Source organism: Actinoplanes hulinensis, from assembly GCF_019429605.1.
GTDB lineage: Bacteria > Actinomycetota > Actinomycetes > Mycobacteriales > Micromonosporaceae > Actinoplanes > Actinoplanes campanulatus.
Map to the genome: position 1 here is coordinate 92,698 of NZ_JAHXZI010000004.1, position 23,601 is coordinate 116,298.

Genomic DNA, 23,601 nt, shown 5'->3' on the forward strand with positions numbered 1-23,601 from the left:
GATGCAGGGTTCCCGGTGTTGTCAAGCGCATCGGAGGACGCCATGAGCACCCAGATCAGATTCGACCGGCGGGCCAGCGCCGCGTACGACCGGCGGGCCACCCGGCTGCTGCACGGCTTCTACCGCCGGGTCGCCGGGGAGGTCGCGGCCGTCGCCGGACCGGGCGCCGCCGTGCTGGACGTCGGCACCGGGCCCGGCCGCCTGCTGCACGAGCTCGCCGCCCGGCGGCCGGACCTGCGGCTCGCCGGCGCCGACCTGTCGCCGGACATGGCGGCCCTGGCCCGCCGTTCGGGCATCCGCGTCGAGGTGGCCGACGTGGCACGCCTGCCGTGGCCGGACGACAGCCTGGACCTGATCGTGTCGACGCTGAGCGCGCACGAGTGGCCGGACCCGGAGGCAGCCGCCGCCGAACTGTTCCGGGTGCTCAGGCCGGGCGGCCGGATCGTGATCCACGACTTCCGGTTCGCCCGGCTCGGCCGGTTGCGGGACGCCCTCGACAAGAAGACAGCGGGGGTACGGCGTGAGCCGCACCACCCGCTGTCGATCTACACCCGAATTCAGGCCGCCGGGGGCGTGGCCTGAGCGGCCTTGCGGTAGGCGAGCAGACCGATCACCAGGCCGGCGAGGCCCGCGACCAGGCCGGCGATCCCCCAGGCCATGGCGTTGCCGTCGTCCTCGGCCGGGGCGGCCGCCTCGGCGGTGGGCGCCGGGGCGGCCGAGGCCGCGGTCAGCTTGAGGACCGGCGCCGGGCTCTCCGGCTCGGTGCCGTCGGTGGTGGGCTCGTCGATCCAGCGGACGACCGCGCCGTCGGAGTAGTACTGGAGCGCCTTGAAGACCATCTGGTCGGTCTCCGGCAGCGGCCCGAGCGAGACGTCGAACTCCTGGAAGGTGCCCGGCTTGATCTCCGAGCCGGACGCCGCGGTCCAGGTGATCTTGGTGACGGCCTCGCTGATCTCGTGGTCGTGCACCTTCAGCGGGGTGGCCAGCTTCGACTTCTCGGCGACCGCGGTCCAGCCCGGCACCGGCTTGACCGACACCGAACCGACCGGGCTGTCCACCGGCAGGTTGACCTCCAGCTTGTTGGTGGAGGCGGTGTCGCTCTCGTTCGGCACCCGGAACGACACCTTGGTGTACCCGCCCTGGGTCGCGGTGCTCGGGTTGACCGTCACGTGGGCGGCCGCGGGGCCGGCCAGGCCGAGCACGAACGCGGCCGCGACGGCGGTGACGGTGGCGGCGCGCCGCAATGCGGTCTGCTTCATCGGGAAACCTCTCATGCCTTGCGGCGACGGATGAACAGGAAGGTGGCGACCGCGGCAAGAGCGACCGCGATGCCGGCGACAAGACCATAGACAGCGGTGTTCGAGGATTCCTCGGCGGCCAGCAACGGAGGGCTCGCGGCGCTGGTCGTGGTGGCGGTGGCGGTGGGGGCGGGCGCCGCCTCGGAGGGCGCGGCACTGACCGGCGGCGCCGGGTCGTCGACGGTGAACTCGTACGACCCCTTCACCGGGTGCCCGTCCGTGGAGACCACCTGGTAGGCGACCGTGTAGACCCCGTTGGCCAGGGGCTCACCGATGGTGACGGTTCCGGTGGCGCCGTTCACCTTCGGTGCCGAGGCGGCCGTCTTCGCCCCGCCGGCGTCGCTCACCGTGATCGTGGTGTGCTCCGGGTCCAGCTTCTGCAGGAACCGCAGCCTCACCTCGGCCGGCGACTCCTTCAGCGTGGCGCCCTTGGCCGGGCTGGCCTCGGCCAGCGCGTTGTGCGCCCAGGCCGGAGTGCCGGGCACGAGCACCAGCAGCAGTGCGGCGAGGACGAGCAACGGCCTCAGGCGAGCCCGGGTGGTGACAGTCGACATGCCCGTTAGTCGCCGGATGTCGCCACCTGGTTCCCGAGGATTTCCTGGGAACTTCCCGGCCCCCGCGGGCGACCAACCGGCGACGCTGCCCCACCCCTTCGCCGAATGCCGAGGACAGCCGCATGGCCGTGACCCCCGAACTGATCGAACAGCCGGTTACCCCGCCGGCACCTCCCCGCGAGGCCCGCCGGCCGTCCGCGTTCGGCGCGCTGCTGCTGCGCCTGCACTTCTACGCCGGGGTGCTGGTCGCCCCGTTCCTGGCGGTGGCCGCCCTGACCGGCCTGCTCTACACGGCGACCCCACAGATCGACACCATCCTGTACGGCGACAGGCTGACCGCCGCAACGACGAGCGGCCCCATCCTCCCGCTGGCCGAGCAGATCGCCGCGGCCCGGGCGAGCCACCCGGACGGCACGATCGCGGCGGTCCAGCCGGCCGACGGCGACCAGAGCACCCGGGTGGTGTTCTCCCAGCCGGATCTCGGCGAGAACCAGCACACCGTCTACGTCGACCCGCACACCGGCAAGGTCCAGGGACAGCTCACCACCTGGTGGGGCTCCACTCCGGTGACCACCTGGCTGGACGACCTGCACCGCAACCTGCACCTCGGCGACCTGGGCCGGCACTACTCGGAGATCGCCGCGAGCTGGCTGTGGGTGCTCACCCTCGGCGGCATCGTGCTGTGGTGGCGGCGCCGCCGCAGCGTCCGCAAGATGCTGGCCCCGGAACTGTCGGCGAAGAAGGGCGTCCGCCGGACCCGGGGCTGGCACGCGGCCACCGGGCTGTGGCTGAGCCTCGGCCTGCTGATCCTCTCGGCGACCGGTCTCACCTGGTCACGTTATGCGGGCGCCTCGTTCGACACGGTGCAGACCGCCTTCGACGCCCAGCGGCCCGGCCTGGAGGTGCCGGGCGTCTCCGCCTCGGCCGGTGGCCACCACGGCGCCGGCAGCGAGGCCCCGGTCGCGGTCGACCCGGCACAGGCCGACACGGTGCTGAGGGTGGCCCGGGACAGCGGTCTCACCGGCCCGGTCGAGCTGAGCCTCCCGGAGACCGGCGGCGCCGCCTGGACCGTCGCCGGGATCGACAACACCTGGCCGGTTCAGCTGGACCGGATCGCCGTCGACCCGGCCACCGCGACCGTGGTGGCGCGCAGCGACTTCGCCGACTGGCCGCTGCTGGCGCAACTGTCCAAGCTGGGCGTGCAGGCGCACATGGGAATCCTGTTCGGGCCGGTCAACCAGATCCTGCTGGCGGCGCTGGCGATCGGGCTGCTCTGCGTGATCCTGTGGGGTTACCGAATGTGGTGGCAGCGCCGCCCGACCCGGGCCGGCCGTCCGGCCCTGGCCGGCTCCGCACCGGCCCGCGGCGCGTGGCTGGGCCTGCCGGCGTGGGCCATCGCGGCCGGTGTGCCGGTGGTCTTCGCGATCGGCTGGGCGCTGCCCTGGTTCGGCATCCCGCTGGCCGCGTTCCTGCTGGCCGACGCCCTGCTTGGTCTCCGCGGGCGCGCCTAGACGGTACGCAGGTCCAGCGTGTGCCAGACGGCGGCCTCCTGCTGACCGGTCGACCACCAGAGCATCCCGTCCTTGGTGGCGGCCAGGTCGGCGGCGGCCGCCAGGGTCACCGTCCTCCCCGTCGTCAGGTCGTGCACGACGAGGCCGGCCACGCCGGTGAGGTCGGACTCCGGGCCGGGTTCGGAGAGGATCTCGAACCGGTCCAGCACCGCCACGTCGCCCACCGCGGCCTGCGCCTCCGGGCCGGCCATCCGGCGGCGATCGGCGCCGTCCGGGCGCATCGCGTCCATCCGGGCCAGACCGTCGCCGTTCATCACCATGACCCGGCACCAGACCGGGCTGCACATGGTCCACTCGGCTCCGGAGACCGGCGCCCGCACCTCCTGGCCGGTGGTCATGTTCCGCATCCGGACCGTCCCGGACTGGCTGCCGGTGTCATCGGTGAGCCACGGCCAGGCGGACAGCGCCCACTGGCCCCTCTCCTCGCGGATCTCGACCTTGCCGCCGGTCAGCGGAACGGACCGGATCTCGGTGGCCGCGTTGCCCTCGCCGGCCGCCCAGTGCACCCGGCCTCCGGCCACCACCAGGTCGTACTGGTTGCCGTAGAACAGGGTGTTGCCGGTGTCCGCGGTCAGTCTGCGGGGCGTGCCGCCCTCCCGGCGGACCGCCCACACCTCGACCGGCCGGTCGCCGGCCGCCTCGGTCCAGACCATCTCGTCACCGGCGACGGTCAGACCTTCGAAGCGAGGCTCGTCGGCGGCCGGCAGGCGGCGCAACTCACGCTCGACGTCGCCCTTCAAGACCACGAGGTGTACGGCGTCCGCAGTCGCCCGCGTGCCGACGACCGTGGTGGCGTCCAGGAACAGCAGCGGCTCCACGGTGAGGCCGGGCAGGTCGGCGCGTGCGGCATCAGGCCACGCCTGGGCCAGCGAGGGCCGGCCGACCGCGTCCGGGTTGCGTGGCGGCGGCTCCGGCAGGGTGCCGGCCAGCAGGGCCCCGGCCGCGAGCAGGGCCACGCCCAGGCCGATTGCCGTCCTCATTCGTACTGCTGCTTCGGTGGGTCGACCGGTTGCCACTGCTCCACCTCGAGAAACGCGATGTCGGCCTGGTTGACCGGATCCTTGGCCCGCTTGTCGCTGTACTTCCCGGTGATCTGGAGCCAGGTGCCGGAGGGGACGTCGACGACCGGGCCGCCGGTGAGGCCCACCTTGATCGGGCGGCCGTCGGCGGCGCAGCAGCTCACCACGATCCGGGCCAGCATCGGTGAGCCGTCCTCGCCGCGGGTGACGAAACCGGTCAGCTGGACGCGGCGGCCGGCCAGGCTGCGGCCGTCCTCGTAGATCACCCGGGAGGCGTAGTCGATCAGCGCGACCGGGGCCGGGTCCGCATCGGGCAGCGGCGGGAAGTCGGACCCGGCGCTGAGCCGGACCGTGCCGGACTGGACCGCGGTGTACGACCCGAGGGCCGGCGGGGCGACCAGGAGCAGGGCGAGCACCGGGAGGACCAGGAGCCAGCCCACCCGCGGCTCGTGGTGGTGTCCGTGGTCATCGTCCGGGGACGGTCGGGAGCCGCGGAACTCGTACCAGAGGGTCATGATCGCGGCCGCCACCAGGGCCACGCCGGACGCGATCAGGAACGGTCGCAGGCCCTCCTTCACGTACCGCAGATAGAGGTCGGTGAACGACGCCTTGAGGATCGCGCCGCCGAAGAGCAAGAGGACGACCGCCTGCGCCTGCCGGTTCACAGCAGCACCGCCCCCGCCACGACCGCGGCCAGCACCGCCAGCGCGAAGGTGGCCGGGGCGAACCGCAGCGCGAACCCGCGCCCGAACACCCCGGCCTGCATCGAGATCAGCTTGAGGTCCACCATCGGGCCGACCACCAGGAACACCAGGCGCGAGGTGAGCGAGAACTGCGACAGCGAGGCGGCGACGAACGCGTCCGCCTCGCTGCAGATCGACAACAGGACGGCGAGGACGGCCAGCGCCAGCACGGACAGCACCGGGTGGCTCGCCAGCGTCTGGAGCCAGGCCTCCGGGACGATCACGTTGATCGTCGCGGCGGCCGCGGCGCCGAGCACCAGGAACCCGCCGGCGTGCACCACGTCGTGCCGGCAGGCGGCCCAGAACGCCCGGCCTTTGGAGCCGTCCAGGTCGGGCCGGTGCGGCAGACGGATCCAGTCGGACTTCCCGAGGCGCAGCCACAGCCAGCCCATCAGCACCGCGACGGCGAGGCTGGCCAGGCCGCGGGCCACCACCATCTCCGGGTTGCCGGGGAAGGCGACCGCGGTCGCGGTCAGCACGATCGGGTTGATCGCGGGAGCGGCCAGGAGGAACGCGAGGGCGGCGGCCGGCGTCACCCCGCGGCGGATCAGGGATCCCGCGATCGGTACGGCTCCGCATTCGCAGCCGGGCAGCACCACCCCGGCCATGCTCGCCGCCGGGACCGCGAGGGCCGGGTGCCGGGGCAGCGCCTTCGCCCAGAACGAGCGGGGCACGAACACCGCGATGACCGCCGACAGCAGCACCCCGAAGACCAGGAACGGGACGGCCTGCACCAGCACCGAGACGAACACCGTGGTCCAGGTCTGCAGGCGCTCGCCGGTGACCAGGCCGGACAGCCGGCCCCGGAAGATCACCAGCAGGACCAGAACCGCGGCGAGCGCTTCGACCGAACTGATTCCCCGGCTTCGCCGTTCACCGGCCGGGGCGTCGGCTGTTCTCTCGCGCTCCTGCGTTTCGGTCACCGGGGGAATCTACCGTTTCAGGTTGATCACGGACTCCCCGCCAGGAACAGGAACACCGCCAGCACGCTCAGGTGAAGCCCGCCCTGGAGGATGTTGGCCCGCCCGGGCACGATGGTCAGGGTGCCGACCACGAAGGTCAGCGCGAGCAGCACGAGCTGGGTGCCGCCGAGGCCCAGCAGCAGCGGGCCCTCCAGCCAGATCATCGCGACGGCGATCGCCGGGATGGTCAGGCCGATGCTGGCCATCGCCGAGCCGAGCGCCAGGTTGAGGCTGGTCTGCATCCGGTCGCGGGCCGCCGCGCGGACCGCCGCGATGGTCTCCGGCAACAGCACGAGCAGGGCGATCACCACACCGACGACGGCCTGCGGCAGGCCGTTGCCCTCCACCACAGACTCGATCGTGGGCGAGACCCCCTTGGCCAGGCCGACGACCGCGATCAGGGCGAGCAGCAGCAGGCCGAGGCTGGCCAGGGCGGTCCGGCCGGTCGGCGGCGCGACGTGCTCCTCGCTGTCGATGACCTCGCCCTCGGTGGTGATCGGCAGGAAGTAGTAGCGGTGCCGGCGGGTCTGCACCATGACGAACAGCAGGTAGAGGGCGAGCGAGACGACGGCCGCGAAGCCGAGCTGGGCGGGCGAGAACTGCGGTCCGGGCCGGGTCGTGGTGAACGTCGGCAGGACCAGGCCGAGCACGGCGATCGCGATGACCGTGGCGAAGGCGGAACCGGTGCCCTCCGGGTTGAAGACCGCGATCCGCCGGCGGATCGCGCCGACCAGCAGGGAGATCCCGAGGATGCCGTTACAGGTGATCATCACGGCGGCGAAGACGGTGTCCCGGGCCAGCGACTGCGCCTTGTCCCCGCCGCTGATCATCAGCGTGACGATCAGGGCCACCTCGATGATGGTGACGGCGACGGCCAGGATCAGGGAGCCGAGCGGCTCGCCGACCCGGTGCGCGACCACCTCGGCGTGGTGCACCGCGGCCAGGACGGCGCCGGCCAGCAGCTGGGCGACGATGATCACACCTGGTGGCGGGAGGTCACGTCCCCAGGTCAGGACCAGCGTCACGAAAGCGAGGATCGGGACGTAGAGAGCCCAGCGCGAGAGGATCTTCACCCCACAACTGTGACGGTTAATCGGCCTTGTGACCCTCGGAGTGGCCCAGACTCCGCTCCGGGGCGATCCGGTCCCGGACCAGCCGCTTGAGATGCGGCAACTCGGGGAAGCCGCCCTCGCCCTTGCGCGACCACAGGGTCTCGGAGCCCAGCCGGACCTCGAAGACGCCGCCGACACCGGGCACCAGGGCGACCTCTCCCAGTTCGGTGGCGAAGGTGGTCAGCAGTTCCTGGGCCGTCCAGGCGGCACGCATCAGCCAGCGGCACTGGGTGCAGTACTCGATCTCCAGGCGGGGTTCTCGCGGCTGCGTCACAGCTCCGCAGTATGCCGGACCGGCCTGATCAGGCATGATCGCGGGGATCAACCGTCTTAAGGAGTCACATTGAGGGGACGTTGGACCGCGGCCGTCGCCGGTGGCCTGGCGCTACTGACGGCCGTCACCGTCTCGGCCTGTTCCGGCGCGGAGGGTAGCGCCGCCGAGAAGGCCGTGGAGGCCCGTGACTACGTGGCGCTCGGTGACTCGTACGCGGCCGGTGTCGGCGCCGGCAACTACGGCGACACCGAGTGCAAGCAGAGCAAGGACGGCGGCTACCCGCAGCTGTGGGTGAAGGCTCGCGCGGCCACCCCGTTCGGCGCGGTCACCGACGCCACGTGCGGCGGCGCCGTCATCGACGACGTCCAGTTCAACCAGCTCACCGAGCTCGACGAGAACACCGGCTGGGTGACCCTCACGGTCGGCGGCAACGACGCCGGCTGGTTCTCCGTGCTCCAGCAGTGCATCTTCGGTGACGGCGCCACCTGCCGGACGTCGGTGGACAAGGCGGCCACCTCGTTCGAGACCACCATGCCGGCCCGGCTGGACACCCTCTACCAGGCGATCCGTAACCGGGCGCCGAACGCGAAGGTGTACGTGGTCGGCTACCCGCACCTGGTCGCCGACCCGGGTAAGGGCGGCGTCTCGTGTGACTCGCTGACCGACGCGCACCGTAAGGCGCTGAACGCGGGCGCGGACACCCTCGACGAGCTGATCAAGGCGCGGGTGGCGGCCCACCAGGGCTTCACCTTCGTCGACGTGCGCGAGGCGTTCAAGGGTCACGAGGCGTGCACCGGGGAGCCGTGGATCCACTCGGTCCGCGACGATTTTTCGGAGTCGTACCACCCGACCGCCGACGGCTACCAGGCGTACCTGAGGGAACTGGTCGCCGTCACCGGCTGATCGCCTGGTGTTCGCGTGGTGCACACCTGCCCGGGTTGGGATGGGACGTGCACCACGCGAACCACTACTACGGGCACTCCGCGGTGATGGCCCGGTACTGCGGCCTGCCGGAGTCGCCCGATCCGCCGCGCATCCGCGGGTACCTCCAGCACGGCTGGAACATCGGCGACGGCATGGCGCCCGACCACGAGTTCACGCCCGGCGTGCCGTCGTTCGTGTGGAGTGAGCGCACCCGGCGCCGGGCCTGGTCGATGGGGCGCCGTCCGGTGTACGTCACCGGCGCCCCGTGGGCGTACCTGGTGGAGATGACGCCCGCGCCGGACGCCGTGCGCGAGGGGACGATCTGGTACCCGTTCCACGGCTGGGAGGGCCAGCACGTCCAGGGCGACCACGACCGCCTGATCGCCGAGATCCTCGACACCGAGCCCGGCCCGGTCACCGTCTGCCTGTACTGGCAGGAGTACCGGACCGCCGGGGTGCGCCGCCGCTACGAGCGGGCCGGGTTCCGGGTGATCTGTCACGGCTACCGGGGTGGCTGGTGGAAGGACCTGGACCCGGGTTTCCTCGACCGGCAGCTCGCCGAGCAGCGCCGGCACCGCCGGGTGGCGTCGAACCGGCTGTGCAGCGCGATCTTCTACGGCATCCTGGCCGGCTGCGAACCGGCCGTCTACGGCGACCCGATGCAGCTGCGCGACGAGCGCGACCTGTTCGGCGGCCGGCCCCGCATCCGCCGTCAGTGGGCCGGGCTGCACGGCGTCTCGGTCGACCCGGACGCCGCGCGGGCGGCCGCCGTCGACGAACTCGGCGCGGACCGGCTGCTCTCCCCCGCCGAGCTGGGTTCTCTGTTCCGCTGGACGATCGAGGCCGCCGCATGACCGCCCTTCTGCTCGGTGGCGAGATGCCGCACTGGTCGGACCGGGAGCCCGCCGGCGGTCCGGTGCTGCGACGGCTCGCCGCGTCGGCGCGGGGTCACACGCTGATCGTCGGGCCGCACGAGCCGGAGCTGATCGACGCGGTCCCGGCCCGGCAGATCACCGTGCTGGTCCGCGGGGTGCCGGACGCCGACGCGCTGGCCGACCGGTACGCCGACCGCCCCGGCGTCGAGGTGTGCTGCGGGAGCCTGCCGAAGCTGGCGGCGGTTCCGGCGTACGACACGGTGATCGCCCTGGACGGCCTGGACCGGGCCGGCTCGACCGAGACCGGGGACCTGACCTGGGCCGCCGGCCTGGCGCTGCTGCTCGCGGTGCTGCGTCCCGGCGGGCGGCTGCTGCTCGGCTGCGCCAACCCGGCCGGCCTGCACCGCCTCTACGCGGCCGCCGCGGAACTGGGCGACGCCGACTGGGCCGCTCCGGACGGCGACGACCCGACGCGGCCGGTGGGGCTCGACGATCTGCGGGAGCGGCTGCGGGCCGCGGGGCTCGTCCCGGCGCAGGGGTACGCCGCACATCCGTCCCCGCGGAACCCGGCCGTGCTGGTGAGTGACGCCGCCCTCGCCGACCCGGAGCTGGCGGGTCTGCTCACCTCGGCGCTGCGCCGGGCCGGCCGCCCGTCCGGGCCGCTGCTGGCCGACCCGCGCCCGCTCGCGGCCGCCCTGCTGCGCCACCGGCTGGCGTCCGCGCTGGCCCCGGCCTGGTTCGTGGCCGCCGCCCTGCCCGGCCACCATCCCGCTCCCCTGCCGGACGTGCTGCTGGCCCCGCCCGGCGACGACCCGGGCACGCTGCTGGCGTTGCGGCGGACGCCGCGCGGCTGGGTTCCGGAGGGGACGGACGAGCCGCTGCCCGCCGGCCGCTGCCTGCATGACGTCCTGCTGACCGTGGCCCGCCGCGGCGACCTGCCGGAGATGCGGGCGCTGCTGACCGCCTGGCAGTCCGGCGACGCCGCGGGGGTGGCCGCCGACGCGATCCTGGTGACCGCGGACGGCGGCCTGCATCCGCTGGCCGCGCCCACCGGCCCGGAGGCCGCGCTGAGCAGGTTCGCCGGCGCGCTGCACGACGAGAACCTGGCCGACCGCTGGCCCGCCGATCTGCTGGCCGCCATGACCGGCCGCGATCCGGCGCCCCGGCCCCTGCCCGCGTCATTCCGCGGGCTGAGCGCGGCGCACGACCGTCTGGCGAGGGAGCTTTCCGAGGCCAGGGCACAGATCGAGTGGTACGAACAGAGCGCCGCGACCATGCGCGCCGAGCTGTCCCGTGCCCACCGTGTCATCGCCGTGCTCCGCGCCACCACGCCGGGCCGCGCCGCGACGGCCGTCCTGGGCGGCGTGCGCAGCGGAAAGCGCCTGGCCCGGACCGTCCTCACCCGGCTGCGGTCGACCACCTGAACGCGGTACCCGATGGCTCGGGTGTGCGCCACGGGACGGCCATGGTTCGGCGGGGCGGCGCAGGCCGTACCGAAACCGCTGCTAAGGACGACCGGGCAGTGCGGGTGACGTGTGGACGGCCTGGTCGTAGAGGTCCTCCAGACGGGACGTCTGGGTGTTCAGGTCGAAGTGGGTGGCCACGTGGGCGCGGGCCCGGGCGCCGAGGCGGCGGCGCAGGCCGGCGTCGCCGAGCAGGCGGGCCAGGGCGGCGCCGAGCGATCGCGGGTCGGCTTCCGGGACCAGCAGGCCGGTCTCTCCGTCGACGACGGCCTCGGAGATTCCGCTGTGCCGGGTCGCCACCACCGGCAGGCCGAGCGCGCCGGCTTCCAGGATGGTGGTGGGCAGGCCCTCGGTGTCGCCGTCGGGCGCGGTCTTGGAGGGCGCGGCCAGCATCCGGGACTCGGCGAGGTGCTGCTGGACCGACGCGGGTGGCCGGGCGCCGACGAAGGTGGCGTCGACGCCGAGGCGTTCGGCGAGGGCGCGCATCTCGGGCAGCAGCGGGCCGTCGCCGATGAGCAGGGCGCGCGGGCGCGGCGCGGCGAGCGTGGACAGGGCGGTGAGCAGGTCGTCCACGCCCTTCTTGGCGACGAACCGGCCGACGAGGACGACGTCCCAGCGTTTCGGGACGATCGGCGGGGTGTGCGGGACCGGTACGCCGGTGTGGTGGACGCGGATCCGGGCCGGGTCGGCTCCGCACTGTTCGGCGCGGGCGCGGATCACGTCGGAGACGGCGATGACCAGGGCGGCGCGGTCGAAGACGGTCCGCAGGTTGCGCCGGTAGCGCAGCCCGTGCAGTCCGGGGGCCTGCGGCTGCCTCGTGACGTCGTGGCCGTGCACCGTGACGACCAGCGGTCTGCCGAGCCGGCGGGCGCTGTGGCTGATCAGCCAGCCGTCGCCGCCGAAGTGGGCGTGCACCAGGTCGGGGCGGACCTCGGCGAGGACGGTACGCAGCCGGGGTGAGGCGCCGGTGAGCCGCAGCCGCAGGAAGTCGCCGCCGCCGTCCGGGAAGGTGATCACGTCCTCCGGGCGGGACAGCGCGGACCCGGCGCGGACGGCGCCGACGTAGGTGGGCGTCCAGCGGGTGAGCGCGTCGCCCTGGGCCCGGATGAACGTCTCCGAGCCGGGCAGCATGGCGCTGCGCCAGATGGCGACCCGGCGGCCGTCAGCCGACATCGACCGGCTCGGCGGCGGTGGCCGGGGCGGGGGCCGGGTCGCGGCGGCCGACGATCAGGTCGCGCAGCCGGCGGCGCAGGGCCGGCGGCAGGGCCCAGATCTGGAGGTGGGTGAGGTAGTCGAGGGCCCGCGGGTCGCCGTGCTCGCGGGCTTCGGCGAGCAGTTCGCGGAAGTGCCGGCCCTGGCGCGACGGCGCGGCCATCGAGCTGATCACGCTGAGCGTGAAGGCGGCGTACGCCCGGGGCGTGAACAGGTGCCGGTTGCCGCGCAGCCAGGCGAGCTGCTGCTCGTACGGGTGGTGCAGGCTGATCCGGTCGCGGTCCTCGTCCTGGTGCCACAGCACGAGCGGCTGCTCGGCGTAGAGCAGTTCCACACCGTCCTCGCGGACCGCCCGCAGCGCCCAGTCGAGTTCCTGCTGGCGGCGCAGCCCGACGGTGAACGGCACGCGGCGCAGCAGCTCGGTGGGTGCCATGATCGTCGACGTCTGGATGAAACCGTCGCCGTAGAACAGGCCGCGGCGGACGCAGAAGTACTCGCTGAGCGGCTCCCCGGCGGCGGGCAGCCGGCGGGGCATGACCGAGTCGGCGCGCGGGGTGCGGTTGATCAGCCGGCTGGCGACCACCGGGTAGCGGGCGGCCGAACCGGCGGCCAGGGCGAGCTGCACCGCGATCTTGTCGGGCAGCCATTCGTCGTCGTCGTCGAGCAGCGCCGTCCAGCGGCCGCGGGCCTCGGCGGCGCCGACGTTGCGGGCGTTCGGGGCGCGGCGGCGCTCCGGGACGACGACCACCCGCAGCCGGGGGTCGCCGATCGCGGCGAGGGCGTCGGTGGTGGCCTGGTCGGGACCGTCCACCACCACGATGACCTCGAGGTCGCCGTGGGTCTGGCCGAGGGCGCCGTGGACCGCCCGGGTCGCGAGCAGCGGCCGGTCACAGGTCGGGACGACGACGCTGACGTCCGGTTCAGCAGGCATGTCGACTCGCTTACGCAGGGGGCCGGGCGTATTCGAGCCGACGCTAGGAGCGCCGGGAGGCCGGACAGTTAATGCCGGGCGGCGGGCCGCGGAACGGCCCGCCACCAGTGGAGTCTTCGCGGAACTGCCGGAACCGGACTGATCCCGGCGAAACCGATCGCCGCGGGCCTGCCGAAATGTACGGTCAGGCGCGGGGACTGCGATCGAATGGAACAGCTGATGCTCGCTCCGGCCGAAGGGCTGACCGGGGCGGAGGCCGAGGCACGGCGCCGGCGGGGCGAGGCGAACACCGCCGTACAGGGCGGCTCGCGCGGTTACGCCGAGATCCTGCGTACCAATGTCTTCTCGTTCTTCAACCTGATCCTGTTCGGGATCGGCGCCGCGCTGCTGGTGCTGGGCCGCTACAGCGACGCGCTGATCAGCGTCGGCCTGGGCCTGATCAACGCGGTGCTCAGCGCGGCCCAGGAGATCCGGGCCAAACGCAAGCTGGACCGGCTGCAACTGCTGGACCGGGCCGGGGTGCTGGTGATCCGCGACGGCCGGGAGACCGAGGTCGCCCCGGAGCGGGTGGTCCGCGGCGACGTGCTGCGGGTCCGCCCCGGCGACCAGATCGTGGTCGACGGCCCGCTGCTCGACGGCGGCCGCCTGGAGGCCGACGAGTCGCTGCTGACCGGCGAATCCGACCCGGTGGTCAAGCACCCCGGCGACGACCTGCGCTCGGGCAGCCTGTGCGTGGCCGGCGACGGTCACCAGCTGGCCCGGGACGTGGGCGTGCACAGCTACGCCGGCCGGCTCACCGCCGAGGCGCGGCGGGCCACCACCGACAAGACACCGTTGCAGCGCGGCATCGAGTTCATCGTGCGGCTGGTGATGGCGCTGGCCGTGCTGATGAGCGGGGCCATCCTGGCGCAGGCGGCGCTGGAGGGGTTCAGTGTGCTGCGGGTCGTGCAGATCACCGCGGTGCTGTCCGGGCTGGTGCCGTACGGGCTGTTCTTCCTGATCGCGCTCGCCTACACCGCCGGCGCGGTCCGGATCGCCCGCACCGGCGTCCTGGTGCAGCAGGTCAACGCGGTCGAGTCGATGACCAGTGTGGACGTGATCTGCACCGACAAGACCGGCACGCTGACCACCGGCCAGCTGGTGCTGGAGGAGATCGTCCCGCTGGGCGATCACGAGTACGGCGAGGCCACCGGGGCGCTGGGCGGGCTGGCCCACAACGCCACCACCCCGAACCTGACGGCCATGGCGATCGCCGGGTCGCTGAGCGGGCCGGTCTGGGAGGTCCGCGACGAGGTGCCGTTCTCGTCGTCGCTGCGCTGGTCGGGCATGGTCGCGGAGGAGGGCACGTGGGTGCTCGGCGCGCCGGACGCGCTGGCCGGGCGGCTGCTCCGGCCGGTGCCGGCCGGCGAGATCACCGACCGTACCGGGCGAGGGCTGCGGGTGCTGCTGCTGGCCCGTGCCGAGGATCCGGAGGGTGGGCTGCGCGACGCGGCGGGGCGGCCCGGCCTGCCGGTGCTGGAGCCGGTCGCGCTGGCCGTGCTCGCCGACGAGGTGCGTCCCGAGGTGGCCGCGGCGGTGGCCCGTTTCCGGTCCGACGGGGTGGAGCTGAAGGTGCTGTCCGGCGACGATCCGCGTACCGTCGCCGCGATCGCCGCCCGGGCCGGGATCACCGGGGACGAGCCGGTCATGGGCGCCGTCCTGGACGACCTCGACGACCCGGCGCTGGACCGGCTGGTGGCCCGGGCCAGCGTGTTCGGCCGGGTCGCGCCGGAGCACAAGGAGCGGATCGTGCGCTCGCTGCGGCGGCAGGGCCGGTACGTCGCGATGGTCGGCGACGGGGTGAACGACGCCCGCGCCCTCAAGCAGGCGCAGGTCGGCGTGGCGATGCGCAGCGGCAGCGCGGTGACCCGGGACGTGGCCGACATCGTGCTGGTCGAGGACGACTTCTCGGCACTGTCCCCGGCGCAGTACGAGGGCCGGCGGATCATCAACGGGATCGGGATCTCGCTCTACGTCTTCCTGTCCCGGGTCGCCAGTCAGGGGCTGGTCATCGTGTCGGTGACGATGCTGGGGCTGAGTTTCCCGTACTCGCCGACGCAGGTGGGCCTGACCCTGTTCACGGTGGGCATCCCGACGGTGTTCCTCACCTTCTGGGCGAAGCCCACCCGGCCGGACCCGCATCTGCTGCGCAACCTGGTGCGGTTCGTGGCGCCGGCCGCGGTGGTCACCGCCACCTTCGGCACGGCCATCTACGCCGTGTTCTACACGCTCGTCACGCACGGTTTCGGGTCGGGGCGGGCCCCGGAGCGGATAATTCACGAGTTCGAGCGGACGACCGGCCTGACCTACGGCGTCGACGCCGACTTCACCGAGGCCTCCGCCACCATCCTGGCGCAGACCGGGTTGTCGACGTTCTTCTGCTTCGCGTCGTTCCTGCTGATCCTGTTCCTGGCGCCGCGGTCCCGGGTGTTCGCGGCGTGGACCGCGCCGACCGGGGACAAACGGCCGTCGTGGCTGGTGCTGGGGCTGATGGTGGCTTTCGGCGCGGTCCTCTGTGTACCGGTGCTGTGGCAGTATTTCGGGCTGATGGGGCCGTCGAAGGCGGTCTTCTTCGTGGTGATACCGACGCTGATCCTCTGGTACCTGACGCTGACCGTGGTGTTCCGGCTGCGCCTGTTCGACCGCCTCCTCGGCCTCGAAAAACCCGTTTAGAAGCCGATTTGGTACGCCGAAAGCGCGCTCGGGCTCATGATGGGCCCGAGCGCCTTCCGTCAGCCGGTGATGATCTCGTTGGTGACCAGGAACCGGGTGCGCTCGGTGATGAGCGTGCGCAGGTTCTCCGCCTCGGTGGCGGTGGACTCCGCGTTCGCCCCGTCGACGGTGCCGATGACCTCGGTGATCGCGTTGATGGCGTTGAGTGCCGACGCGTTCCCGTAGATCTTGTTGAACAGCTCCTTGTAGGCCTTCCGGTAGGTGTCCTTGTAGGCGGCGCTGGCGAGGAAGCGTTCCTTGAGCTTGTGGCCGCTCATGAAGCCACCGCGCCCACCGGCCGGCATCTCCATGCCGGGTGGCATCTCCATGCCCTCGGGCGGCCGGAAGTCACCGCCACCACCCCGCATGCCGCCGCCCATGCTGACCGACTCGGCCGGATCCTGGGTGGCGGAGCCGGACAGGGTCAGGTTGTAGTCCCAGCCGACCACCGAGAACCGCTTGGCGCCCAGGTCGTACCAGAGGTAGTAGTTGCGGCCCGGACCGGCCATGTCGTCGAAGTTGACCAGCAGGTTCTGGATGGCCGCGTACCGGGCGAGCGACGTCACGTCGACGTGCTCGTCCAGGTGCTCGTCGAACTCGGCGTCACCGGCGCTGTTCACCCATGTGATCAGGTCGATGACCGGCTGGAGGTCCTGGCTGCCCTTCTTGTTGATCTGCTTGAAGTCGTCGGCGTACTCCGTCGGGTCGTCGCCCTGATCGGTGAACTGGCTGGACGCCATGCTCTTGTAGAGCACCCCGTTGCCGCCGATCGCGTCGGCGAAGTTCTCGTCCGGGTGCTCGACGATGAGCCGGGCCGTGGTGGGCCGGTCGTTGACGGTGAAGCTGGTGTAGGCGTACCGCTGGGTCACCTCACCGGCGGCGGCCAGCACGTTGAGCGAGACGGCCTCGTTGAGGACCGCCGCGCCGCCGCCCATGCCGCCGACCCGCACCGCGATCTCCCGGTGGCCCTGGTAACGGCGGCCCTCGACGAACTCGTCGAAACGGATCAGCCACGGCAGGGTCTCCGGCTCCTCGGTCTTGAGCGAGGTACGCCCGCCACCTCCGCCCATGCGGAACCCGCCACCCTCCGGGGGCCCGCCCTGCGGCATCGCGCCCTGGGGCATCGCGCCCCGGCCGCCGCCGAATCCGTTCTGCCGGGCCTCGCCGTTGCGGGTGATGCCCTGCAACGTCGAGTTGCCCTTGAGCCGGATGCCGACGCTCGGGACGGTGGTGCCGTCGATGGTGAGGTCGGCCTCCAGGTACTCCTTCTCACCGTCCTTCCAGAACGAGTCGAGCAGTTCCTCGTACGCCTCGGTCCGGTATGTGATCTTGATGTTGTGCGCCCTGGTCGCGTCGAACAGGTCGGTGGCGCCGGCGATGTTCACCGACACCTCGTCACCGCTCTCGTCGCCGGCGCTGGTGACCAGCGGCGCGACCCGGACCGTGCTGAACACCACGGTGAACGCGAGCAACGTGGCGGCGCAGGTGGCCAGCAGTTTCCAGTAGTGCCGGACCCGTACCGGAATCCGGTGGACCAGCCGGCGCTTCATCAGAGGTCCGTCTGGTCGTACCCGGTCAGGACGGTGACCCGCTGCCCGCCGGTCCGCTCGCCCAGCTTGGTGATCAGCTCGCCCGGCTCGGTGCCCTTCTTCAACCGGACCGTGTACATCAGCTCGGTGAGCGCGCCACCCCGGATCGACTCGATGCTGACCAGCTCGAACTCGCTGGTCAGGGTGATCAGCACGTCCTGGATGTTGTCCGTGTAGTTGCCGTCCGGCGGAACCTGCACCTTGACCACCTGGCGCTGCACGTTGGCGGCGAACCAGTTGAACCGGTACATCACCAGGATGATCAGGCTGATCGCGACCGCGGCCACGACGGCCAGGGTGTAGAAGCGGGTGCCCGCGGCCATGCCGACGCCCATCACCAGGAAGATGAACACGACGTCGCGGGTCTCCTTGATCGCGTTCCGGAACCGGACCACCGACAGCGCGCCGACCAGCGCGAACGCCCGCGCGATGTTGGAGCCGACGACCAGCATGATCAGCGCGATCAGCATGCCGAGGATGACCAGCGTCTGCACGTACGACTGGGAGTACGACACGTTGCGGTGGGTGAACCGGTAGACCCAGGCGATGAACGCGCTGAGCAGGAACGACAGCGACAGCGCGATCGCGATGTCACCGACGCTGAACGTGCCGGACAGATCCTGTACTTCGAATGGCATGGGTCAGACCTCAACGGTTTCGGAATCAGGGATGTGGAAGATCGACCGCGGGGCACGGCCGAAGGCCTCGACGCTCTGGCAGTACTTGGAGACCCGGACCACCGACATGTTCAGCCGCGCGGCCAGATCGGTGAGCCAGTACGGGACACGCTCGTTGGCCTTGAACTCGACCACCGACAGCCGGGCCGGCACGATCAGCCGGTTCTCCGCGTCCGCCGCGAAGCCGAAGTCCCGGTCCCGGCCACGGACCCGGGAGTCGATGGTGACGCGCAGGCCCACGTCGGCGTCCCGGCCGACGTACGCCTCCCGCTGGTAACCGGTCATCGCGACCGGCCGCAGGTCCAGAGTCGAGATCAGTTCGAGGACCTCTTCGAGGAAGGCGGTCTGCGACGGGTCGTGCTCGACCATCCGCCGGCCGTCGCACAGGTCCCGGGCCAGGCGGTACGGCATGGCCACCCGCCGTTTCTGGGTGACCCGGTTGACCCGCTGCTTGATCTCGACGTGCACCGTGGTGTCGTCGCCGACGTTCGTACGGTCGCCGTAGTGACGCATCCGCAGCTTCCGCCGGAACCTGAGGCCCTCGATCTTCTCCCAGTAGAAGCGCAGGTCACGGGTGTCGTAGTAGGTGCTCCACACCCCGTACCCGCCGTCGGCGCCGTGACTGTCGGAGTCCATCCGCCCGGCCAGCTCCGCCCGTAGCGCGGGCAGCCGCTCACTCGGCACCAGGTACTTGATCTCGTACCGGTTGAACGAGTGCAGCCCACTGGGAGCCCGCAGAGCGTGACCGGCGTGATCGTCACCGAGCAGTCGATTCATGCCTGTTATCTACGAGGAGCAACGACAGAGCCAGCTCGATGGCCCCTGTGAAGTTCATGGGAACAGCGGATGAACCCCGGATGGACCCTGCCCACTTATGATCATCGACCGGCTTGCCTCCGCGCGGCGCGGCGTCTACGTTGGCGGAACATCGTTTCCCTCAATGGAACAGGGGCACGTATGCTCAGTACGCTCTTCGGCCTGATCACCGTGGCGGAGACGGTCCTGCTCGGCATGGTGATCGCGCTGCGCCGCCGCCGGCCGGACTGGGCGCTCACCCTCCTGATCCTGGTCCTGCTCGGCCTGATCTGGGACAACGCGGTGATCGCGATGGGCGCCACGGTCGGCGAGGGCGACACCCTGGAGGCCCTCTCGTTCCCCCGCTACGCGGCGCACGGCATCCTCGTACCGTTGCTGATCATGGTCGGTGTGGGCCTGGCCCGCCGCCACGACGTCCGCTTCTTCAGCGGCGCGACCGTACCGGCCGTCTTCGGCGCGGTGACCGTCCTGCTGATCACCATCGGCATCTGGCTCGACATCGTCACCCTCGATCTGGAGCCCGCCCGCTACGCCGACACCCTCCGCTACACCAACGCCGCCGCCCACGGCCCCCCGATCCCGGCGGTGGCCACCATCCTCATCCTGATCGCCATCGGCGCCCTCCTACTGGCCCGCGCCCGCTGGCCCTGGCTCCTGGCCGGATCGATCGCCATGTTCGCGGCCGCCGCGGCCGCGGTGGCCGGCTTCTGGATCGGCAACGTGGGCGAACTGATCCTGATCCTGACCATCTGGTTCACCGCCACCCACCGGCCGGCTACCGGGTCATGATCCAGGTGGGGAACGGGGAGCTGAACTCGCTCAGGACCCGCCAGCCCGCCCGGCGGTAGAGGTCGACGTTGGCGGGCTTACTGGTCTCCAGCACCGCCGGAAGCCCGTCCTCGGCGGCCCGGCGCAGACCGGCGGCCATCACCGCCCGGCCCAAGCCTCGGCCCGCGCTCGCCGGGTGGGTGCCGAGCACGCCCAGGTACCAGAACGGCTCCTCGGGAAGCGCGAGGTGGACCGCCTCGTCATACTCCTTGACCCGCGCCAGCGCGCCGGCCGGCAGGTCCATCTCCGCGGCCGGCACATCGCCGCCGGAGGGCGGCTCCCAGATCGCCACCGACGCCCCACCGCCGATCGTCCAGATCGTCCCCCGGCCCACCCGCTTGTCGAAGAGGTGGCCGAAGAAGACCGCCGCCTGAGCCGGATAGTCCTCCGGATCCGGGCAGATGAACCGCAGCACGGGATCCTCGGTGAACGCCGCCACCAGCGACGCGACGACCCGCTCCCGGTCAGCGGGCCGGGCGATGGAAATCTCCTCAGTCACGGAGTCGCATCCTACCGCTCGCGTAGCGCCGTCCTAGGAGGCTAGCCAAGGCGTCCGCATCTTGTGCGGGGGGTTCGTACCGGTCTGTCACGCGGTGGGAGTGGTGTGACCGTTCCCGGTCAGGACCGCCGCCACGTCTGATCCCCATCTCTCTCAGTGGTCGCGCCGGGTTGCCGATCGGTTTCTGTGATGGGGCGTGACAACAAGCCGGTCGCCGCGCCGGGCCGGACCGACGGCCCGGTGCTTGCCACCCCGTACGCCCGGGAGACGGCCTCCCTCCGCGCCGAACGGGACGAGGCCCTGCGCGCCGTGGCCCGCCTGCGGGCCGTCCTGGACAACGCGCACGACGCCTTCGTGTCGATGAGCGCGGACGGCGTGATCATCGCCTGGAATCCGGCCGCCGAGCGGCTCTTCGGCTGGACCGCGGCCGAGGCGGTGGGCCACCCGGCCACCGAGCTGATGATCCTGCCATCGCTGCGGGAGGCCCACGAGCTGGGCCTGCAGCGGGCCCGCCGGTCCCGGACCTCCCCGTTCGCCGGGCGGCGCCTGGAGTTCACCGTCGTCGACCGGTCCGGCCGCGAGTTCCCGGTCGAGATGACCCTCCAGACGCAGTACGAACGGGGCGAGCCGGTCCACCACGCCTTCCTGCACGACATCACCGCCCGGACCACCGCGCGGCTCGAACTCAAGCGGGAGCGCGCCTATCTCCAGGCGCTGCTGAACAGCCTGGACACCGGGGTGGCGGCCTGTGACAGCGACGGCACGCTGGCCCAGTTCAACTCCGCGATGTGCGAGATCCACGGGCTCGGGCACGAGCCGATCGGCCCGGGGTCGTGGGCGAGCACCTATCACCTGTTCCGGGCCGACGGCCGTACCCCGATGGAGCCGGAGGAGGTGCCGCTGGCCCGCGCCTTCACTGGCGAGATCGTCTCGCACGAGGAGATGGTGGTCCTGGCCCCGGGCCGGCCGCCGCACTGGTTCCTCACCAACGCCCGGCCGATCGACTCCGCCGACGGTCACCGGCTCGGGGCGGTGGTGGCGATGCACGACGTCACCGACGCCCACCGGGCCGAAGTGCTGCAACGCTGCCGGTACGCGGTGGCCCGCGCACTGTCCGAGGCCACCTCGGCCCGGGACGCCTCGATCGCCGCCGCCGCCGCGATCGCCGCCGAACTGGACTGGTCCTGCGCCGAGTACTGGGAGGTCGACGAGGAGCGGAACCACATCGCCCGGGTCAGCTCGTGGGTCCGGCCCGGGGTCGATCTGGCCGAGTTCACCGGGGACACCCCGCTGGCGTTCGGCATCGGGCAGGGACTGCCCGGGGCGGTGTGGGCGACCGGGTCCGACATCTGGAGCTGCGACCTGCTCAACGAGCTCACCGAGGTGAAGCGGCTGCCGCTCGCGTACCGGCTGGGGTTGCGGGCCACGATCGGCATGCCGGTGCACAGCGGCGCCCGGGTGGCCGGCGTCCTGGCGTTCTTCACCGACACCGACGGCGCCCGCGACGACGACGTCCTGGCCATGCTGCGCGACGTCGCGGCCCAGATCGGCCGGTTCGTGGAACGTCGCCGCGCCGAGGACCTGACCCTCGCCCTGGCCGCCGCGCGGCGCGATTTCAACCGGGTGATCGAGCAGGTCAACGACTGCTTCTGGACGGTCGAGATGATGCCGGACGGCTCGGTCCGGTCGGTCTACTCCAGCCCGGGGGCCACCGGCGTCTTCGGCGGCGCCCTGCCCACCGACGCCGACATGGCCGACACCCTGGCCGAACGGATGCACCCCGACGACAGGGAGGTGTTCCTCGCCTACCACGAGCGGATCGGCACCGGCGAGCCGGCCGAGTTCGAATGCCGGATCATCGGGTACGACGGCCGGACGCGCTGGGTGTGGACCCGCGGCGTCGCCCGGCACGAGGACGGCCACCTGTACGTCGACGGGATCAGCACCAACGTCACCGAACGGCGGGAGCTGGCCGACCAGCGCGAGCTGCTGCTGGCAAAGGAGCAGGAGCAGGTCCGCCGGCTGCGCGAGCTGGACCGGATGAAGGACGAACTGGTCGCCGTGGTCAGCCACGAGATGCGCAACCCGATCGCGATCATCGCGGCCCAGACCGACTCGCTGCTGGACGAGCCGGAGTTCGCCGGCCGCACCGAGCTGGCCTCCATCGAGCGGACCAGCGCCCGCCTGATGCGCCTGGTCGAGGACCTGCTGGACCTGGCCCGGTTCGAGAGCGGGCCGACCATGCTGGACCCGCGGCCGCTGCGCCTGGACCGGCTGCTGCGCCAGGCCGTCGAGGAGCACCGGCTCAATGCGCCGGTGGACCTGGTCACCGAGGTCGACAGCCTGCTGATGGTGGCCGGGGACGCCGCCCGGCTCCGGCAGGTGCTGGACAACCTGCTGTCCAACGCGATCAAATACACGCCGCCGGGCGGCACGGTCACCGTCGCCGCCCGGGAAGACGCCGACACCGTGACGGTGACGGTCACCGACACCGGCATCGGGATCCCGCCCGAGCAGTACCCGAAGCTGTTCACCCGCTTCTTCCGGGCCAGCACGGCGATCGACCACAAGATCAAGGGCACCGGGCTGGGCCTGGCGGTCACCAAGGCGATCGTGGAGGCGCACGGCGGCACGATCGCCGCCGAACCGGGGCCGGCGGGCGGCACCCGGTTCACCGTGACGCTGCCCCGCTAGGAGCCGGCCGCGTGGCCCTGTCGCCAGTAGCCGATGAAGTCGACACTCCCCTTCGGGATGCCACGGTCCGTGACGAGATGCCGCCGGCCGCCGGTGACCAGCGCGGACTCACCGACCAGGTAGGCGTAGACCGGCCCGGACGGCAGGGTCGCCGTACGCAGGGTCGCAAGCGCCTGCCGTCCCGGGACGTCGCCGGAGCCCTCCCGGGCCACCCAGTGCAGCGCGATCCCGGGCGGCACCCGGAACTCCTGCCGGTCCGCCATCGACGGCAGCTCGACGATCGCCACGCCCTTCGCGTCCTCCGGCAGGGACGACAGGACGCCGGCCATCGCCGGCAGGCCGGTCTCGTCGGCCACCAGCAGCGTCCAGTCGTGGTCCTGGCGCGGGTGGTAGCCGACGCCCTGGTCGAGCAGGCCGACCTGGGCTCCCGGATCGGCGGAGAGGGCGAAGGCGTTGGCCGGCCCGCTGTGGCCGTGCTCGTCGGCGTGCACCACGAAGTCGATGTCGAGCCCGTCCGGCCGGTACGCCCGGACCGTGTAGTTGCGCACGAACGGCCGCTTCGGCTTGGCGGTGGCCAGGTACTGCGCGTACCACAGCCCGGAGGTGCGGGTGGGCAGCTTGAGCGTGTCCTGTCCGGGGCGGGGCAGGAAGAGCCGGAACCACTGGTCGAAGCCGAGCGGGGTGAACCGGTCGAGGCCGTCGCCGCCGAGCGTCACGCGGACCACGTTCGGCGAGATCCGCTCGCTCTTGGTCACCTCGAGCAGCAGGACATGGGGGTCGACCGGCTTGCGGAGCTTGAAGTTCGCCAT

At 72.1% G+C, this 23,601-nt stretch carries 22 protein-coding genes; 8 read left to right on the forward strand and 14 right to left on the reverse strand.

The features are described from left to right. The first annotated feature begins 42 nt into the window (after positions 1-42). On the forward strand, positions 43-582 hold the full coding sequence (locus tag KZ829_RS08900) for a class I SAM-dependent methyltransferase (RefSeq protein ID WP_220143375.1): 540 nt from the start codon (positions 43-45) through the stop codon (positions 580-582). Here the strand turns inward: KZ829_RS08900 and KZ829_RS08905 are convergent. Further along, positions 558-1,259: a YcnI family protein gene (locus tag KZ829_RS08905; RefSeq protein ID WP_220143376.1), complete on the reverse strand. Its 702-nt coding sequence runs from the start codon at positions 1,257-1,259 to the stop codon at positions 558-560. The two genes, KZ829_RS08900 and KZ829_RS08905, sit on opposite strands and share 25 nt — an antisense overlap. An 11-nt stretch (positions 1,260-1,270) precedes the next feature. Beyond that, positions 1,271-1,852, reverse strand: coding sequence for a copper resistance CopC family protein (locus tag KZ829_RS08910; protein ID WP_220143377.1), 582 nt, complete (start codon positions 1,850-1,852; stop codon positions 1,271-1,273). 122 nt (positions 1,853-1,974) lie between these two features. Between KZ829_RS08910 and KZ829_RS08915 the strand changes: the two genes are divergently transcribed. Next, positions 1,975-3,363 carry a PepSY-associated TM helix domain-containing protein gene (locus KZ829_RS08915; RefSeq protein WP_220143378.1) on the forward strand — a complete coding sequence of 463 codons (1,389 nt, stop codon included), beginning with the start codon at positions 1,975-1,977 and terminating at the stop codon, positions 3,361-3,363. Here KZ829_RS08915 and KZ829_RS08920 read toward each other — a convergent pair. From KZ829_RS08920 to KZ829_RS08940, 5 genes are read right to left on the reverse strand one after another with little or no spacing between them, the layout of a single operon-like run. Then, on the reverse strand, positions 3,360-4,403 hold the full coding sequence (locus KZ829_RS08920) for a hypothetical protein (protein ID WP_220143379.1): 1,044 nt from the start codon (positions 4,401-4,403) through the stop codon (positions 3,360-3,362). The genes KZ829_RS08915 and KZ829_RS08920 overlap by 4 nt on opposite strands. Continuing rightward, positions 4,400-5,107 (reverse strand): TIGR03943 family putative permease subunit, encoded by a 708-nt coding sequence (locus KZ829_RS08925; RefSeq protein WP_220143380.1) that lies wholly within the window; start codon positions 5,105-5,107, stop codon positions 4,400-4,402. The genes KZ829_RS08920 and KZ829_RS08925 overlap by 4 nt, the downstream gene beginning before the upstream one ends. After that, positions 5,104-6,108 carry a permease gene (locus tag KZ829_RS08930; protein WP_220143381.1) on the reverse strand — a complete coding sequence of 335 codons (1,005 nt, stop codon included), beginning with the start codon at positions 6,106-6,108 and terminating at the stop codon, positions 5,104-5,106. The genes KZ829_RS08925 and KZ829_RS08930 overlap by 4 nt, the downstream gene beginning before the upstream one ends. Positions 6,109-6,134: 26 nt before the next feature. Next, positions 6,135-7,220 (reverse strand): calcium:cation antiporter, encoded by a 1,086-nt coding sequence (locus tag KZ829_RS08935; protein ID WP_220143382.1) that lies wholly within the window; start codon positions 7,218-7,220, stop codon positions 6,135-6,137. A 16-nt stretch (positions 7,221-7,236) separates the two neighbouring features. After that, positions 7,237-7,533, reverse strand: a complete 297-nt coding sequence (locus KZ829_RS08940; protein ID WP_229807019.1) for an Rdx family protein — start codon at positions 7,531-7,533, stop codon at positions 7,237-7,239. A 69-nt stretch (positions 7,534-7,602) separates the two neighbouring features. Between KZ829_RS08940 and KZ829_RS08945 the strand changes: the two genes are divergently transcribed. From KZ829_RS08945 to KZ829_RS08955, 3 genes are read left to right on the forward strand one after another with little or no spacing between them, the layout of a single operon-like run. Then, a complete protein-coding gene (locus KZ829_RS08945; protein WP_220143384.1) occupies positions 7,603-8,436 on the forward strand; it encodes an SGNH/GDSL hydrolase family protein in 834 nt (277 codons plus the stop codon). Positions 8,437-8,483: 47 nt separating this feature from the next. Then, positions 8,484-9,311, forward strand: coding sequence for a hypothetical protein (locus tag KZ829_RS08950; protein WP_220143385.1), 828 nt, complete (start codon positions 8,484-8,486; stop codon positions 9,309-9,311). Continuing rightward, positions 9,308-10,756: a hypothetical protein gene (locus KZ829_RS08955; RefSeq protein ID WP_220143386.1), complete on the forward strand. Its 1,449-nt coding sequence runs from the start codon at positions 9,308-9,310 to the stop codon at positions 10,754-10,756. The genes KZ829_RS08950 and KZ829_RS08955 overlap by 4 nt, the downstream gene beginning before the upstream one ends. Before the next feature lie 81 nt (positions 10,757-10,837). Here the strand turns inward: KZ829_RS08955 and KZ829_RS08960 are convergent, their stop codons facing one another. Together KZ829_RS08960 and KZ829_RS08965 are read right to left on the reverse strand one after the other, a co-directional pair. After that, positions 10,838-11,968 carry a glycosyltransferase gene (locus tag KZ829_RS08960; RefSeq protein WP_220143387.1) on the reverse strand — a complete coding sequence of 377 codons (1,131 nt, stop codon included), beginning with the start codon at positions 11,966-11,968 and terminating at the stop codon, positions 10,838-10,840. Then, positions 11,958-12,938, reverse strand: coding sequence for a glycosyltransferase family 2 protein (locus KZ829_RS08965; RefSeq protein WP_220143388.1), 981 nt, complete (start codon positions 12,936-12,938; stop codon positions 11,958-11,960). Before KZ829_RS08965 ends, KZ829_RS08960 begins: the two co-directional genes overlap by 11 nt. Positions 12,939-13,145: 207 nt before the next feature. Here KZ829_RS08965 and KZ829_RS08970 point away from each other — a divergent pair, with 207 nt between their 5' ends. Beyond that, a complete protein-coding gene (locus tag KZ829_RS08970; protein ID WP_220143389.1) occupies positions 13,146-15,650 on the forward strand; it encodes an HAD-IC family P-type ATPase in 2,505 nt (834 codons plus the stop codon). Between the two features lie 59 nt (positions 15,651-15,709). Here KZ829_RS08970 and KZ829_RS08975 read toward each other — a convergent pair whose 3' ends face one another. The 3 genes from KZ829_RS08975 to KZ829_RS08985 are packed head-to-tail and all read right to left on the reverse strand — an operon-like array spanning position 15,710 to position 18,732. After that, positions 15,710-17,239 carry a CotH kinase family protein gene (locus KZ829_RS08975; RefSeq protein WP_220143390.1) on the reverse strand — a complete coding sequence of 510 codons (1,530 nt, stop codon included), beginning with the start codon at positions 17,237-17,239 and terminating at the stop codon, positions 15,710-15,712. Continuing rightward, a complete protein-coding gene (locus KZ829_RS08980) occupies positions 17,239-17,916 on the reverse strand; it encodes a DUF4956 domain-containing protein (protein ID WP_220143391.1) in 678 nt (225 codons plus the stop codon). The genes KZ829_RS08975 and KZ829_RS08980 overlap by 1 nt, the downstream gene beginning before the upstream one ends. 3 nt (positions 17,917-17,919) lie before the next feature. Next, positions 17,920-18,732, reverse strand: a complete 813-nt coding sequence (locus KZ829_RS08985; RefSeq protein ID WP_220143392.1) for a polyphosphate polymerase domain-containing protein — start codon at positions 18,730-18,732, stop codon at positions 17,920-17,922. 180 nt (positions 18,733-18,912) lie between these two features. Here KZ829_RS08985 and KZ829_RS08990 point away from each other — a divergent pair, with 180 nt between their 5' ends. Beyond that, positions 18,913-19,560, forward strand: a complete 648-nt coding sequence (locus KZ829_RS08990; RefSeq protein WP_220143393.1) for a hypothetical protein — start codon at positions 18,913-18,915, stop codon at positions 19,558-19,560. Here the strand turns inward: KZ829_RS08990 and KZ829_RS08995 are convergent. After that, positions 19,547-20,098, reverse strand: coding sequence for a GNAT family N-acetyltransferase (locus KZ829_RS08995; protein WP_220143394.1), 552 nt, complete (start codon positions 20,096-20,098; stop codon positions 19,547-19,549). The two genes, KZ829_RS08990 and KZ829_RS08995, sit on opposite strands and share 14 nt — an antisense overlap. Before the next feature lie 189 nt (positions 20,099-20,287). Here KZ829_RS08995 and KZ829_RS09000 point away from each other — a divergent pair, with 189 nt between their 5' ends. Continuing rightward, entirely contained in the window at positions 20,288-22,792 is a 2,505-nt protein-coding gene (locus KZ829_RS09000; protein WP_220143395.1) for a PAS domain-containing sensor histidine kinase, read from the forward strand. Here KZ829_RS09000 and KZ829_RS09005 read toward each other — a convergent pair. Continuing rightward, on the reverse strand, positions 22,789-23,601 hold the full coding sequence (locus tag KZ829_RS09005) for a siderophore-interacting protein (protein ID WP_220143396.1): 813 nt from the start codon (positions 23,599-23,601) through the stop codon (positions 22,789-22,791). The two genes, KZ829_RS09000 and KZ829_RS09005, sit on opposite strands and share 4 nt — an antisense overlap.